This window comes from Pseudoalteromonas sp. PA2MD11 (genome assembly GCF_017808125.1).
GTDB classification, from domain to species: Bacteria; Pseudomonadota; Gammaproteobacteria; order Enterobacterales; family Alteromonadaceae; genus Pseudoalteromonas; species Pseudoalteromonas simplex.
The window spans coordinates 13076-29347 of the sequence record NZ_JADKNF010000016.1 but is presented as its reverse complement, the minus strand read 5'-3'; the positions used below and the strand labels follow the sequence as shown (position 1 = coordinate 29347).

General features: G+C 41.4%; 12 protein-coding genes. 7 read left to right on the top strand and 5 right to left on the bottom strand.

All coding sequences use genetic code 11. The features are described 5' to 3' along the window. Position 1 precedes the first annotated feature (1 nt). From ISP07_RS16100 to ISP07_RS16085, 4 genes are all read right to left on the bottom strand, one after another. Positions 2-3760, bottom strand: a complete 3759-nt coding sequence (locus ISP07_RS16100; RefSeq protein WP_209328217.1) for a TonB-dependent receptor — start codon at positions 3758-3760, stop codon at positions 2-4. A gap of 487 nt (positions 3761-4247) precedes the next feature. Beyond that, positions 4248-4583: a hypothetical protein gene (locus ISP07_RS16095; protein WP_209328216.1), complete on the bottom strand. Its 336-nt coding sequence runs from the start codon at positions 4581-4583 to the stop codon at positions 4248-4250. Positions 4584-5293: 710 nt separating this feature from the next. Beyond that, the gene (locus ISP07_RS16090; RefSeq protein ID WP_209328215.1) at positions 5294-6331 is read right to left on the bottom strand and encodes a methionine synthase; all 1038 of its coding nucleotides are present in this window, start codon (positions 6329-6331) and stop codon (positions 5294-5296) included. A gap of 11 nt (positions 6332-6342) precedes the next feature. Further along, positions 6343-7320, bottom strand: a complete 978-nt coding sequence (locus ISP07_RS16085) for a DUF1852 domain-containing protein (protein ID WP_209328214.1) — start codon at positions 7318-7320, stop codon at positions 6343-6345. 642 nt (positions 7321-7962) lie between these two features. Between ISP07_RS16085 and ISP07_RS16080 the strand changes: the two genes are divergently transcribed. From ISP07_RS16080 to ISP07_RS16070, 3 genes are all read left to right on the top strand, one after another. Then, complete coding sequence (locus tag ISP07_RS16080; RefSeq protein WP_209328213.1) at positions 7963-8772, top strand: sulfite exporter TauE/SafE family protein; 810 nt, start codon at positions 7963-7965, stop codon at positions 8770-8772. Between the two features lie 130 nt (positions 8773-8902). Further along, positions 8903-10039, top strand: coding sequence for a serine hydrolase domain-containing protein (locus tag ISP07_RS16075; protein WP_209328212.1), 1137 nt, complete (start codon positions 8903-8905; stop codon positions 10037-10039). Between the two features lie 499 nt (positions 10040-10538). Beyond that, positions 10539-12500 carry a TonB-dependent receptor plug domain-containing protein gene (locus ISP07_RS16070; RefSeq protein ID WP_209328211.1) on the top strand — a complete coding sequence of 654 codons (1962 nt, stop codon included), beginning with the start codon at positions 10539-10541 and terminating at the stop codon, positions 12498-12500. A gap of 39 nt (positions 12501-12539) precedes the next feature. Here ISP07_RS16070 and ISP07_RS16065 read toward each other — a convergent pair whose 3' ends face one another. Further along, positions 12540-13451 (bottom strand): LysR family transcriptional regulator, encoded by a 912-nt coding sequence (locus tag ISP07_RS16065; RefSeq protein ID WP_209328210.1) that lies wholly within the window; start codon positions 13449-13451, stop codon positions 12540-12542. A 97-nt stretch (positions 13452-13548) separates the two neighbouring features. On the opposite strand from ISP07_RS16065, the gene ISP07_RS16060 reads away from it, so the two are divergent. From ISP07_RS16060 to ISP07_RS16045, 4 genes are read left to right on the top strand one after another with little or no spacing between them, the layout of a single operon-like run. Beyond that, entirely contained in the window at positions 13549-13965 is a 417-nt protein-coding gene (locus ISP07_RS16060) for a lactoylglutathione lyase (RefSeq protein WP_166338370.1), read from the top strand. A gap of 11 nt (positions 13966-13976) precedes the next feature. After that, positions 13977-15077 (top strand): alkene reductase, encoded by a 1101-nt coding sequence (locus tag ISP07_RS16055; RefSeq protein WP_209328209.1) that lies wholly within the window; start codon positions 13977-13979, stop codon positions 15075-15077. After that, positions 15078-16025, top strand: a complete 948-nt coding sequence (locus ISP07_RS16050; protein WP_228290652.1) for a polysaccharide deacetylase family protein — start codon at positions 15078-15080, stop codon at positions 16023-16025. Further along, positions 16022-16267 (top strand): hypothetical protein, encoded by a 246-nt coding sequence (locus tag ISP07_RS16045; protein ID WP_209328208.1) that lies wholly within the window; start codon positions 16022-16024, stop codon positions 16265-16267. The genes ISP07_RS16050 and ISP07_RS16045 overlap by 4 nt, the downstream gene beginning before the upstream one ends. Positions 16268-16272 lie beyond the last annotated feature (5 nt).

Below are 16272 nucleotides of genomic sequence, written 5' to 3'. Positions count from 1 at the left end.
TTTAGAAGGTCCAGTTAAGGCCTAAGTAATAGCGTCGGCCGTTTGTCCACTCGTTCACATAGATTTTGTCTAGGTGGTTTTCGTAGTAAGGTTTTAGCTCCTCAACAGGAATTCCGCTTGCTTGAGATAAAATGGCAAATGCTTCTTCTCCTGTTACAGAAGATTCAACAATGTTGTTACCATTCTCATCTTGTGCAACGACTCGGTTACCGGTTGCAACGCCATCATCGCCAATCTCATCAATCCACTTCATTTTATTAATGACCGGATCATTAACAATTTGCGATGTTTTAATGTATTGAACAACATTCTCATTAGTTAAGTTTGTTACTGCAAAGCTTGCAACTAAATTGTCTAAGATTTGATAAGTTGCTTTAAAATCAAGTTGCTGGCGTGCATCTGTGTAGCGAATACCATCTGTAAAGCTAGCATTGGCAAATTCACTACGATAGTTATATGACAAGCGAGCCGAGAAAGTATCGTTCTCAAAATAGATAGATGCATTAAGTGTGTCTTTTGATTGCCCGAACATAGGTTCTGTTTGGCTGACTGTTTTGGTATTAAAACCAGTTACTTCAAAGTACTCACGTTGTGATGGATCACTTTGATGCGTCTCAATATCGCTCATATCAGCTATTTCATAAGAGAACGTAGAAGTATTAAACTTTTGATCAGGTACATCTGTGTAGGTGTAGTTAATTAAACCGCCAAAACCATTCCCAAAATCATGTTGTAGTTGCAGTTCAAGGCCTTTAACTTTTTGCTCACCCGTATTGAAGTAAGAGCTTACGACGTAGTCGCCGTTAATAGTATAGCCGTTATCATCTGTTTGACCTTCATCACCGAGATAAGTTAAATCTTGAACTTGAGATGTTGAACGCACCATATCTTTAATATCTTTTTGAAACGCAGTAATGGCAAAAATTGACGATTCAGCAAAGTACCATTCTACACCTATCTCAGAGTTGACTGATGAGTATGAGCCTAAGTTTGGATTACCTACCGATCCTCGGCGTTGCGAGTCCATTGGTAATCGTTCGGCTTCTCCAGCAGGTGTGAGATCTTGCTGTCGACCATCGGTGTAAAATCTATATCGTTCAGTTACTAAGCTAAAGTTACTTCTTAATTGAGTGAGACTCGGGTGCGAAATATTTTTTGACGCCGCAGCTCTAAGTACAATATCGTCAGCTAAGTCATACGCAATATTAAAACTTGGTAAGTAATCCTTAGTACTACTTTTTTGTACTAATGGCGAGTATTGATTGAAGCCTGCAAGAGCAGCGATATAGTTTGGATCTGTTTCATCGGTTGGGTATGTAAGGAGTAAGCCATTTTCATCTTTCGCGACTTCATTGCCAACAGACTCACGCTGTGTGTCTACTACGCGAATACCTACATTACCTCTAAATTTTTCACCACTAAAGTTGGCCATTGCATAATAGGCGAGCAACTCTTCTGAAACGGTATAAGCTGAGCCAACTGACTCAGTTAACCCTGAGCGACAACCATAATAGTTTTCAGGGTTAGCTGAGTTTGCAATGGCTTCAACACAGGCGCCTTCATTAGGTGTGCCTTCGGAGTTGAGTAATAAGAAATGATCATTTAGCAGTGAATCTCGCTTAGCTTGGTCAATATCAAAATATTCAGTGGGAATATCATGACCTGCTGAATCTAAGCCAGATACTGTGCCACCTACAATTTGCTCTGCGAGAATCAGCGGAAAATCACTAGATTCATTAGCATAGCCATGAAACCGTGCTCCCTCAGTATAGTAGCGCTGCGTACGCTCTATGTCGCGATATTTAGCACCAAACTTGATGCTATCAATATAAAAGTCATTCTCGAAAGACCAGGTGATATCACCTTGCAAAAAGTCCTCTGTGTTTTTACGGTCGCGTTCTGAGTTATTTAAACCGCCCGTTAGTAGGTAAAACTCGTTAGTAGGAGCAAGTAAAAAGTTTTTCGCGCGCTGCTGTGCATCAATTAGTGCTTGTCCTGTAAGCGATGGATCAGCTTCAAGTCCCCAATATACTTTGCCGGTATCAGGATTGTAACCATAACCTAAATTGACCCCTTCATAGGTTGGAATTTTTAAAGATGCGTCGTCACCTGAATAAAGGGTTTCAAAGTCTCCATAGCGACTAGCAAGTGTGGTGCCTCTATCGAGCACGGTACTTTCTGCTTCTGTGTGACCTGCCTGAAATTTCATCACGAAATCATCGTGCTCAAAATCGACAGTAAGATGGTAGCGATTTTGTTCTGTTTCAGTGCCACTCCTATCGTTGGAGTCTCGACGGATCATTTCCCCCCAGCGAATATCGCCATCGTAATAGTTGTTACCATCCCAGACCATACCAGCCCCACGGACTAAGTTAGTGCCATCAACGGGGTAAGTGGCAGATAATACAATATCGCGTTCAGGATCCATTACTAATCTGGGGTCGATGCCAGGTACTTCGTTACTATACAACAGTTGCACTATACGATGTGGCTGAGCATATAAGTTGTCGTTTTTATTGTCTCGGTCTGATTTATTTTGGTTGATCTCAAGATTTAAACTTAAGTTATCAATTGGTGCCCACTGAAAGTTAAGTGTTGTATCAAGACGACTTTCGTCGGTTGAGAAAGCGGGTGCATAGACCATATTACCCAGTGTTCTACCCGGTGTTTGCCCAAGCCCAGCTTCTCTTCTGCTTCCCCAAAAAAGTCCCCAAACAGGGTCGATATAGGTTGGATCTATAACTTCATTAGGCTGCCCCCAGTTTTGTGTACTGTTGTTCCATACGCCTGAATTATTAGGATCATCAGTTGGCCAATAGGGCCCACTATTGGCTACAGCCTCTAAATCACCATACGTATAACCGTTCATTGCCATGTGGCGAGTAATAATTAATCCATGTCCATTCATATGGCGTAAGTTAATGTCGTTACTGTTACACGCTTCTGTTGGGCACTCTATTGCATCTGTTTGTGAAAAGCCTGTACTAATAGCTCCCTCATTGCCCGCAATACCATCGGATTCAAAGCCAGTACGAAAGGCATTACGTTGTTGATGGCTAACGCTAATAGAAGCGCCAAACTTTTTGCTCTCAGAGACAAAGTTATAAGCTGTTGAAATTTGTGGTGAGTATTTCTCAGAAGAGTCATTATATTCAGATTCAACATTAAAGTAGCCATAACCATCTTCTTGCTCTAAAGGTTTTTTAGTATGTAAGATTACTGTGCCGCCAATACCGCCTGCATCAAGATCAGCGCGGGCTGACTTATGAACTTCAATTTTAGAAACACGTTCTGCAGGAATATTTGAAAAGTCAAAGGCATTACTTTCTGATTGCCCAGGTAAGTAGGATGCAGACTTGGCTGATTGGCCATTAACTAATGTGTTTGTAAGCTCGGGTGATGTGCCGCGAATAGATACTTTAGAGCCTTCACCAAATTGCCGCTCAATTTGAACCCCTGCAACACGTTGCAGCGCTTCTGCCATGTTTTTATCAGGGTTTTTGGCGATATCTTCCGTATTAATCGAATCAACAATTACATCAGAGTAGCGTTTATTATTTAAGTTTTCACGTAAAGAAGAACGAATACCGGTTACTTGAATCACTTCGATTTCTTCATCATTTACTTTTTTCTCAGAAACCTTAGTTGTGGGTAAGTCCTTTTTCACCTCTTGTGAAAAGGTTGGCAATGACATACTTGCAGTCAAAAACATTGCTGAATGAATTGCAATGGTCATTTTAGATAAGCGTAGAGCTTTCATGTTGCACCTTTCAATCGTTATTATTGTAATGAGACTCGTTACTGCACGGCATTTACAGGTTATAAAAGAAAGTTTGGCCTATTATGGCTAATTCTTTAGTTGCATTCTCGAGTGGCTATATTGCAACACTTTAGTATGTTGCTTAAGTTAAAATAGTACAAACCCTGTTAAAATCAAGAATATTTTATTTATGATTTTTTATTTGCCACCAATCTAAGTATTAAGGGGGCTTATAAAATTGTTTTTCTTTAAGGTACTGTTTTGTATTGTTAAAATTCTATTGGTAAATAAAGGTAAGCTCAGGTGAGTGTACTGTCTCACTTAATAAATGATTTTTTGTAAATTAATATTCCATTTAAAATTCAAAAGTAGGCTCTAAATAGAGCGATCGAACTCAAATCTTAGTAATAACCAAAAATAGATGGCACCAAGTGTGAAGTGATACCATTGTTTAGGGTGTTATCAAATGGCTAGTTTACTTAATGGGTTAGCAAATATGGTATTCACCATGCGGTTTGTTGCTAAACATAAAGGCTTGTAACTCAGATTTAAGTACTTCGATAATATCAGTTGTAAAGGGGGTTCTGATTTCACCAGAGTCTAAATATCTAAGCAGATCAGTTTCATGTTTGAGTGCCGATTGAATAGAGTAGCTAATAGGATAAGTCACTTTAAACTGTTTGCGCGATATCACGTTATCGTGGTTTTCAATATCAACATAAAAAGTTAACTGTTCGTCTTCTTCGAAAATATCACTGCAGGTGCCTTGTTCGCGAATGCAATCTAAGACAATATTTCTGATGAAAATATCAAATTCGTTCATATTAATCCTTTAATCTTTGCCCTTCCATTGGGTACAAATAAAACTAGCAAAAAATAAATAATTTAGCCAATCCAATTTTGCATCTTTTGGATTAACTCTTTCTGAATGGGTTGATTTAATAGTATTAGGGGGTGGGCAGTAGTTATTTGATAGAGGATAGGATGCGCGATACACGTTTCACAACTACGTTATAGCAGCGGCTTTATGCTGTGGCATTGATAAATTTTTACGAGAAACGAGAAACGAGAAACGAGAAACGAAATACGAAATACGAGAGGCGAGATACGAGAGGCGAGATACGAGATACGATGGGCGAGGTAAAACGCGATGTGAAATCACTGCTACACAATCAGGTTCAGACTAAATTTAAAAACTGACGGGCTAAAGCCCGACCTACAAGGTGGGTCATCATTTATGGCGATAAGGGTTGAGATAGACGCGCACCTCGCAACTTTCTCCTAAAAATTCGCTAACTTACCCTCGCAATTAAACAACCATAAACGCGATGTAAAATGGCTGCTACACAATCAGGTCCATACCAAATATAAAATCTGACGGACTGAAGCCCCTCCTACAATGTAAGTCGCTATTTATGGCGACAAGGGGTGAGGTAGCGCACCTCGCTCCTCGCATCTCGATCCTCGTAACTTTCCCCTAGTTACTCGCTAACTACTCCTAGAGCCTAGAGCCTAAATCCTAGAGCCTAAATCCTAGCCCCTAGCCCCTAAAACCTCCCCCCTAACAATCTCTGCGCCTTTACTCAATGCACTGAGTTTGGCGCTTGCTATCTGGCGAGGGAGGGGAGCCATACCGCAGTTTGTACATGGGTAAAGCTTGTCGGCATCAACATATTTCAGGGCTTCTCGTAATGTCTGTGCCACTTCATCAGGGGTTTCAATTTCATTGCTTGCTACATCAATGGCGCCAACCATCACTTTTTTGCCGCGAATGAGTGCTAATAGCTCAATGGGCACGCGAGAGTTGTGGCACTCAAGTGAAATAATATCGATATTCGACTTTTGAAGTTTTGGAAATACTTCTTCGTATTGACGCCATTCATTGCCCAGTGTTTGTTTCCAATCAGTGTTGGCTTTGATGCCATAGCCGTAGCAAATGTGCACAGCAGTTTCGCACTCTAAGCCTTCGATTGCTCTTTCGAGGCACTTAATGCCCCAGTTATTAACATCATCGAAAAACACATTAAACGCAGGCTCATCAAATTGAATAATATCAACACCCGCAGCTTCGAGTTCTTTCGCCTCTTGATTGAGGATTTTGGCAAATTCCCACGCTAGTTGTTCACGGCTTTGATAGTGGGCGTCATACAAGGTGTCAATCATGGTCATTGGCCCTGGCAACGCCCACTTTATAGGTTGCTTGGTCTGCGAACGTAAAAACTTGGCGTCTTCAACAAACACGGGTTTGCTGCGTGATACCGGGCCAATCACACTTGGTACACTGGCTTCGTAGCGATTACGAATGGTCACTGTTTTACGGTTTTCAAAATCAACGCCATTTAAGTGTTCGATAAAGGTCGTTACAAAGTGCTGGCGGGTTTGCTCGCCGTCGCTCACGATATCAACACCAGCTTGTTGTTGCTCTTGTAAGGCAACACGCAGCGCGTCTTGTTTGCCGTCGATAAGTTCTGTACCTTGCAATTTCCAAGGTGACCATAAGGTTTCAGGCTCAGCAAGCCAAGCTGGTTTTGGTAAGCTGCCAGCTGTTGATGTTGGTAATAATTTTTTCATTTTTACTCTCATTAAATTGCGTAATTGGCAGACCATTTTTCAAGTACTGACTGATAAGGCTTAATAAAGTGTTGCTCTGTAAATTTACCTTGCGCAATCGCTAGTTGACTGCGCTCTTCACGGTCGTAGACGATTTGCGTGATCGAGTGATCGGCGTTTCTTAAATTTGGTTGATAGCAACTGCCCGCCACGGCATTGGCGTTATAGATTTCTGGGCGGTAGATTTTCTGGAATGTTTCCATGGTGCTAATCGTGCTGATCAACTCTAAGTTGGTGTAATCGTTTAGCAAGTCGCCAAAGAAATAAAACGCCAGCGGAGCAACTGTGTTTGGTGGCATAAAATAGCGCACCTGCAAGCCCATTTTTTTAAAGTATTGCTCGGTTAATGACGACTCATTTGGTAGGTACTCAGCTCCTAAAATTGGGTGTTGGTTTTCTGTACGATGGTACGTTTTGTTATCAGACACGCTTAAACAAATAACCGGTGGCTTTTTAAAGTGCTGCTTGTAAGTCTCTGAATCAATAAAGTATTTAAAGAGTTTACCGTGTAAGTCACCAAAGTTTTCGGGAATGCTGAATTCGCTTTTCGCTTTATTATGATCAAGCAGCAGTACGCTAAAATCATAGTCGCGCACGTAAGATGAAAAGTTATTACCAACAATACCTTCGATACGTTCATTAGTTTGGTGATCAATGATATTAGTTTTTAGTACTTCAATTGACGGGAATGCCTCTGTGCTTTGTGCAATTTCTAAATCAACAGAGATGATCTCAAGCTCAACGGAGTAGCGGTCGCCTTGCGGGTTATCCCAGTTTGCTAGCGCATTAAAGCGACTATCAATCATTTTTAATGCATTACGTAAATTTTGTTGGCGACTTTCACCGCGAGCTAGGTTCGCAAAGTTTGTAGTCAGTCGCGTGCTATTTGACGGATGATAATTTTCGTCGAGGCTAATGCTTTTAATTTTAAATCTGAAATCGTTGTTCATGGCAATGTATCCAAAAGTCCTGAGATAAATGATTGCTGCTCACCTTCCTTAAATCGCTAGGTCATTAACCTTAGGTTGCTCTGCAGCGTAAAATACCCAAACCACCTCAAGATGCGAGTTTCAGTTGGAATTAAAAGCGATTTAGACAAGGCATTGGTTGCAAGTAATAGTGGTTCTATTGTTAAAATCAATAACGCAGTATAAATCGCTTTTAAACCAACCCTTTGGGCGCTTCACAGGCACTCACTCTCATCGTTGTTACTTCTTAAAAGGGACTGCCATTCTTGCAAAGTAACGCCTTGATATTAAGCACCTGTGAAACGCTGAATTCTGCATCTTGAGGTGGCTTGGGTATCTATTTATACGTGGTCATCACCATGAAGAAAAACGTTTTAATTTCAGGTAAAACATGAGGCAGATTCATGCATATTTGCTGTTTTAGTAAAACATTTAGGAACGACTAGTGAAAAAATACTTTAAAGTTATTTTGGACGTCTAGATTTCTAAAGTTGCATATTGAAGTTGCAGTAATTTCATATAAAACGTGAGTAATATTCACTACTTAACCCTACTTTTGAGAGCAACCCCGTACTTTATTGTTGTTATACTCGGTTTCACAAATCAACAACACAGACAAATACAATGAATGAATTAATCGTGCTTATTATCGCTTGCGCCATACTTGGTAGCGGGGTTGGCTTTTTAGCTGGGCTGTTAGGAATTGGTGGTGGCCTAGTGATTGTGCCTATATTAAGCATGATCTTGCTGCATTTTCAGGTGTTACCCGCAGAGCAAGTGGTGCTGGTGGCGATTGCTACATCGCTCGCCTCAATTCTTTTTACTTCAACGTCATCAGCTATTGCTCACCACAAAAATGGTAATGTGCCTTGGCAATTGGCTCCGTGGGTAATGACTGGGGTTGCACTAGGTGCACTTATCAGTGGTTTTTTGGCTTCGCTATTACCGGCAAATGTGGTGCGAATAGTGTTTGCTGTGAGTGTGGTGCTTATTGCATTAAAAATGATTTTCAGCGGTAAAAACGACAGCCAATCAACACGAACGCTACCTAATAAAGGCCTTTTGACACTATATACAACCATCACGGGTGGTCTATCAGCCATGATAGGTATTGGCGGTGGTGCGGTACTTGTGCCGTTACTAACGTTTTTCTCGGTCGATATGAAAAAAGCCATTGGTTGTGCTTCGGCCTGCGGTATTGTCATTGCGTTATTTGGATCTGTGGGTTACATCAGTTCGGGTAGTCAGTACTTTACATTAAAAGAGGGCTTTGCCGGTTTTGTTTATTTACCAGCCTTGTTTGGCATTGTGTGTACTTCGTGGTTTACCGCACCATTAGGTGCAAAAGCAACGCATCATTTGCCTGTGTCTACCATCAAGAAAATCTTTGCAGGGCTGTTGGTAATTATGGCTGTGAATATGCTTACAAAATAGTGTTAACTTATTAATTCGACAACGCAAAAACGGTTTGTTAATGTCAGTTAAGTAGTAATTAGGCTGCTTAACTGCGCGCTTATTTTGGTTTTAGGCGCTAATAAAGGATTCATTTTTTAAGGAAGCTGTTATGGATCGTCGGTGCTCTCTAGCAAGTAAAAAAACGCTAAGCTCTTTATTTGTTGCTCTATCACTAATGGCTTTGCCAGTGACTGCTGAGCCTACAAAGCCACTCGAAACTCACCACGCTTTAATGGGCCAAATTCTCAATGCAAACCAACAAACACCGCTTACAGGTTTTGCACTTCATGTGATTGTTGATGATGGACATGCTTTTTCAACGGTAAAGCAAAGTAAAGAAAATGCGCCGCAAGTTATTAACCCCAACAGTTTATTTAGAATTGCCAGCGTGACTAAAACCTTCACTGCAGCAACGGTGCTACGTTTGCATGAAGAAGGTAAATTAAATCTTGATACAACACTTGATAAGTTAATTTCTGACGACTTTTTTGCACTTCTTGAAAGCGATGGCTATGCCCTTGATAAAATGACGCTTAAGCAAGTGCTGAGTCATACGGCAGGGCTATACGATCACGCTCAAAGCGATCAGTATTTAGCTGGCATAATGGCAAATCCGCAGCAAGATATTACGATGCGCGAGCAAATTAAAGGGTGTGTAGAGTGGGGCGACCCAGTTGGCAAACCTGGCGAGCTTTTTTCATATTCAGATACCGGATATGTGTTACTCGGCCATATTATTGAAAGAGTGACAGATTTACCCTTACCTGAAGCGGTTCGTAAATACTTAAGTTTCGACAAAAATCGTATTGAAAATGTGATCTGGGAACGGGGTGATTCAGTTGCTGTAGATGAGTCTCGTCGCGTGCATCAATACTTGTACGGCACCGACACCTTTAATTGGAGTCCAACTGTCGATTTATACGGTGGCGGTGGGCTTGTTGCAAGCCCAATCGGTATGGCTAAATTTTATCATGCTTTATTTTCAGGTCAGGTTTTCAAACACCCAGAAACGCTCAAACTCATGCTCTCTAATAAAGGTTTACCTGCAGGTAGCCCTTATCGTTTAGGTGTATTTGCAAAAGAATATAACGGCACTTTGGTTTATCAACATGGTGGCTTTTGGGGCACTTTGGTGATGTATGAGCCAACAACGCAGGTGGTGGTCGCAGGAGCTGTTACTCAGCAAAAAGACTATGCCCAGCTTGAAAAAGTGATGAGTGACTACTTAACATTACAAGCAAAATAAGCGCAATGAGTGTTACAATGACCCGTAACTTATTTCAGATTTAAATTAAATGTCTAAGCTTTGTTCAACTTGGTTGGTGATAATGTGTGTTTTGCTCTCTTTTGTAGGGCAGGTTATTGCGTCGCCGTCTGAGTTACCTTGTGAAAGTGAAGATATTTATCAGCTCGCTGCACTTGATAGCGCAACCAAACAAATCAGCCTGAGTGAAACTAATGATTGCTGCAATATCGATTGCTGTGAATTAGGGTGTTCTTGCATAGCCAGTTTATGCTCACCAATCTTGTATTTAGACCTTGAAGTTAAAAAAATTAAGCTGCCCTATTTTGCTGGTTTTCGGTTCATTGATCAGCAACAACCCCCCAACTTAATTGCACGGCAATTATATCGCCCACCCATTTTTACCTCTTAACCAAAACCTATAAGTTGGCATTTGCTCGCCGATAGGTGCTGGTTAATGAAAATTTATTTGTAATTACAATAAGCATTCTAAGAGGTAAAAATGCGTCAAAGACTATTTAAATTAGCCGCGGTTACACTGCTATTGCCATCGGCTGGTTATACAAGTGCACATGAAGATGAACATCATCATGAAGAAAAAAGTATCGAGCGAATTCAGGTCAGAGCGTCACGTTTAGGGCGCATTGTGACAGAATCTGCTACTCGTACAGAGATTATTAACGGTGAAGAGGTTCAAGAAAAGGCATTAATGCGGCCAGGAAATATTTCGATGTTAGTTGCTGAAACAGGGGGGGTTAGGGTGCAAACAACATCACCATCACTAGGCAGCGCGAATATTCGTTTGCAAGGTTTGTATGGTCGATATACCCAGCTACTAAGCGATGGTTTGCCACTTTATGGTGGGCAAACGGCTTCGATTGGCCTTTTACAAATTCCACCTACTGATCTTGCAAACGTTGAGATAATTAAAGGTTCTGCCTCATCTTTATATGGTGGTTCAGCACTTGGTGGTGTAATTAACTTAATTTCGCGAACACCTGCCGACGAGTTTGGCGGCGAGGTATTATTTAATGCGACATCTAAAGATGGTCAAGATGTAACAACCTATTTATCGGCGCCGATCAATGAGTCGTTCGCAAGCTCTCTGACGGCGGGCATTCATCATCAAGCAAAACAGGATCTGGATGATGATGGTTGGATAGATATGGCACAGTATGAACGGGTCACTGCAAGGCCTAGGCTTTACTATCAAGGCGAAAATGGAGAAAACCTCTACTTAACTCTTGGAGGGATGAAAGAACAGCGTAAAGGTGGCACTGAAGCTGGGGCTTTAATGCCTGATGGTCTGCCATTTGTGCAGCAGCAAGATACACTCAGAACAGACTTAGGTTTTGTTTATGATCAAGCATTAGCTGAAGAACTTGATTTAAATGTTCGTGGCTCAGCAATGGAACAAGATCATGATCACCAGTACGGTCAGGTATTTGAACAAGATAAGCATAATAGTTATTTACTTGAGTCGAGTGTGTCAGGTTATTTGCACAATACTGCTTGGTTGCTAGGTGTTGCATATCAAACAGAGCAGTTTTCCTCACAGACATTTTCGGCGTTTGATTATCGTTATGAGGTGCCAGGACTGTTTTCACAAATTGATTACCAAGCAACGGATGACTTATCAATGTCAGTGAGTGCTCGTGCAGATGATCACAGTGAGTATGGCAATCAATTTAGTCCTCGACTTTCTGTACTCTATAATCCAGAAAACTGGCTATTTAGAGGTGCATATGGCAAAGGGTATTTTGCACCAACTCCTTTTATTGAAGAAATTGATGAGGTCGGTTTATCACAGCTTGAGCCCATTAATGACTTACAAGCAGAGCAAGCAGATACAGCTTCATTCGATATTAGCTACATTGCTGGTAATTTAGAAACCAGCATAACGTTGTTTTCATCAAATATTGAGCATGTTACAGAGCTTGAAGCCTCTCAAGTTGGCAGTGAAAAAGCCGTTCGACTTGTAAACAGCCAAGGGCAAACACAAATCAGAGGCGCAGAGTTTTTAATGCGCTATCGCTGGCATGATATTAAGTTTACCGGCAGCTATTTATATACCGATGCAACGAAGCAAAATCAGGCAGGGTATGGTCGCGAAAAACTCACTCTAACACCAGAGCACTCGGCTGGTCTGGTTGTAATGTGGGAGGAGCATGGCAGTCATCTAGTTGGTTTTGAAGCCTATTATACTGGGACTCAGCATCTTGAAGACAACCCTTACCTTGAACGAAGCAAACCATATTGGCATTTGGGGCTGTTAGGTCAAATAACCACGGGCAACGTAAGCTGGTTTGTAAACGCAGAGAACTTACTTAACGTTCGTCAAACAAAAGAACATCCGCTCACCTTGCCTGAGCAAGCTGCAAGTGGACGCTGGACAACTGATATATGGTCTCGAAATGACGGTTTTACCGTTAATGCAGGCATGCGAATTCAATTTGGTGGTTAATTAATAAATACCCAAGCCGCTCATACTTTGTTGGGCGGCTTACTTATTTTTAAACCAACACTCAAAAAACTCTATAAACGCTTTCACTTGCCGAGGTTGAAATTGCCTGCTCGGATATATCACCTGTAGGCCGACACTTTTTTTATCGCTGTGGCTAAAGCCTCGAACATACTCATCTAGTATCAAAATAAGGTCGCCTGTTTTGAGGTCATTTTTGATATCAATGTATGATTTTAAGGCTATGCCATGGCCTTGATTTGCCCAGCGTCTGATCACCTCACCGTCTGAGCATGAAAGGTGGGGAGCTACTTTAATAGAAAAGTGCGTGTTATCTACCTCAAAATGCCAGTCATTTAGCGGTTGCCCAAGTCGCTCAAGTACAAGGCAACGATGATTTTTTAAATCTTCGGGATGCCTTGGCAAGCCAAACGATTTTATATAGCTAGGTGAGGCGCATAGCACACGGCGGTTATTACATAGCGGGCGGCTAATCAAGTTACTATCAGGCAAATTGCCGAATCTAAATGCCAGATCAATACCTTCCTCAACAATATTGGTAACCCCATCTGTCAGTACTAAATGCGGTTTAACCTTTGGGTGATTATTGATGAATTCTGCTAATGCGGGTGCAACAAACTGGCGACCAAAGTCAGATGTTGCAGAGAGTTTTAGCTGGCCTCTTAGGCTTTGTTGTGACTCTTGAAGTATGTTTTCAGTATTTTCGACTTCTGCTAATACTCTTAAACAGCCACTATAAAAACGTTCGCCTGCATCTGTTAAGGCAATACTGCGCGTATTACGCGTTAATAATCGCGTATCGTAATTTTGCTCAATTTTATTAATTCGTGCTGTCATGCTTGCAGGCGAAAGCCCCAATTTTCTTCCCGCAGCGGCTAACCCTCCCGCTTTTACAACGTGAACAAAAAGCGCCATATCATCAATTTTTGACATTATTCTTCAGTTTTAATGAATACTGATTTAACTCTAAGGCTAATTATAAATTTAGTCAAAATAGTTAAACTCATTTCATCACTTGAAGGAGATAGAAATGCAGCTTAATCACGCTCTGCTTTTAGCAACGAATATCCAGCACATGGCTCAGTTTTTAGAGTCGTCTTTAGGCCTTAAAAAGGGGCCAAGGCCAGCATTTGGTTTTGATGGTGTTTGGTTATATGACGACTTGGATACGCCATGCATTCATATAGCAGCTAAGTTTGGCATAAATGAATCGCAATCTGATTACTTAAGCCAAGCTTCGGTATCAACAGAAGCAGTTGGCTTATCAACGGTTGACCACCTTGCTTTCTTTGCAACTGATTATCAAGAAGTTAAAGCACGGCTAAAAGCAACTTCAATACCATTCGTTGAGCGGGAAGTGCCGGCAGCGAATGAGCATCAAGTGTTTATTCAAGGGCCTGATGGCTTAAAAATAGAAATTTTATTTACACGCAGCGAGCTTATTTAAAAGGTACACACATGAAAAATAGAGTATTTAATCCAGACCAAATTGGTCATCATAAAACCGCAAATAAAATAGTAATGGCTCCTATGACTCGTTCACGTACGGCTCAACCAGGTGATATTCCGACAAGTCTAATGGCAGAATATTATGCGCAACGAGCCAGTGCGGGTTTTATAGTATCAGAGGCGACGCAAATTTCTGCACAAGGAAAGGGCTACTCATTTACCCCCGGGATTTATACTGAAGAGCAAATCAACGGATGGCGCAAAGTAACGCAAGCCGTTCATCAGCACAATGGACTCATTTTTTCTCAGTTATGGCATGTTGGCAGAATGTCGCATAGTGTCTTTCATCCAGACGGCTTGCCGGTTGCACCAAGTGCTATTGCCCCAAATGCGCAAGTGTGGGTGGTTGATGAAAATGGCGAAGGCCAAATGCTTGATTGTCCTACACCACGTGAATTATCGACCAATGAAATAAAGGGCATCGTTCAAGACTATAAACAAGCTGCTTTAAATGCGATTGAAGCAGGGTTTGATGGCGTTGAGGTACATGCAGGTAATGGCTATTTAATTGATCAATTTCTAAGACAAACATCAAATAAACGTAGTGACGAATACGGCGGTAATATTGAAAATAGAGCAAAGTTCGCGCTGCAAATCATTACTGCAATTAGTCAAGCTATCGGCCCAGAAAAAACGGCTATTCGATTAGCACCTTTTATTACACAAAGAGGCATGGATGATCCACAAGCAATCGATGTCATTCTATATTTAGCTAAAAAGTTTGATGAACTTGGCATTGCTTATCTGCATTTAGCGGAAGCTGATTGGGATGATGCTCCCCTCGTAACCGATGAGTTTAGAGTTAAATTACGTGAAAGCTTTGGTGGCAAAATAGTGGTTGCAGGAAATTACACATTAGCAAAGGCTGATAAACTTATTGGTGAAGGCTTAGTTGACTATGTTGCATTTGGCAGAAAGTTTATTGCAAATCCAGATTTACCTTATCGCTTAGAGCACAATTTACCTCTGAATGAAATATCAGATCCTACTACTTTATTTGGTGGTGATGAGCGAGGTTACACAGACTACCCAGTATTTCAGGGGGAATAAATGATGAAATTTTTAAAGCCAATTTTAATTGCGTCGCTGTTTTTTCTAAGTTGCTTAGGTGTTGCTCAGGCTAAGGAGGCAACATCTGCATTTTGGCCTGATGATGCTCAACTTGTGATCTCTATTTCGATGCAGTTTGAGGCCACAGCGCAAGAACAATCAGATCCGGGCCCGTTTCCACCGCAAGAGGTTGGGTATCCTGACACCATTTCGCCTTCTTGGTACCAATACGGCATGAACGAGGGCATTCCTAGGCTGCTAGATTTATGGGATAAGCATGATATTAAAGTCACCTCTCACATGGTTGGCAGAGCTGTTGAGTTAAACCCTGAGTTAGCAAAAGAAGTGGTTCAACGCGGGCATGAAGCATCAGGGCACGGACAAACATGGACCCCTCAATACTCTATGAGTGAAGAGCAAGAGCGACAGTCATACATAAAAAGTGCAAATATCATTGAAAAAGTAACAGGGCAGCGGCCTGTGGGCTTTAACGCTTTTTGGATGAGGCATTCAAAAAATACCCTCAAAATTCTTAAAGAATTAGGTTTTATTTACCACATAGACGATTTATCTCGTGATGAGCCATCGCTAACACCTGTTGGAAGTGACGACATTGTTGTTGTTCCATACACGTTTAGAAACAACGATATAGTTCGGTACACTGGCAGCACAGCCATGACTGGTAAGGCATATTTACAAGAGCTTAAAGACGAGTTTGATGTGCTCTACAAAGAAGGCAAACAACGTAGAAGGATGATGTCTATCAGTGCTCACGATAGATTAGCGGGCACTCCCGCCAGAGTGAAAGCGTTGGACGACTTTATAACCTATGCAAAGCAGCACAAAGGGGTTAAGTTTATGCGTAAAGATGACATAGCAAAATGGATGTTACGCCAAGACAATGTGCCAAAAAATCAGCCCCGTACTTTTACAGAGGATTTGTTATGAAATACACCGTAACCTTTATTGCACTACTTTTATCTGGTTGCGCCTCACAACAGCAAACGGGTGAGTTTGAGGATGTAGTAATCGCAGAACATCACTGCCCAGGGGAAATAGATCGAAGCTATAACACCACGATTTATAGCTCTGATGAACCTGAAAAAGTTGGCAAAACTGAAGTTATAACGCGTTGCAATCCAGTTAAAACAGAAACTGAATTTGAAAGAGATTTAAGGCAGAAACATTAGCTTTT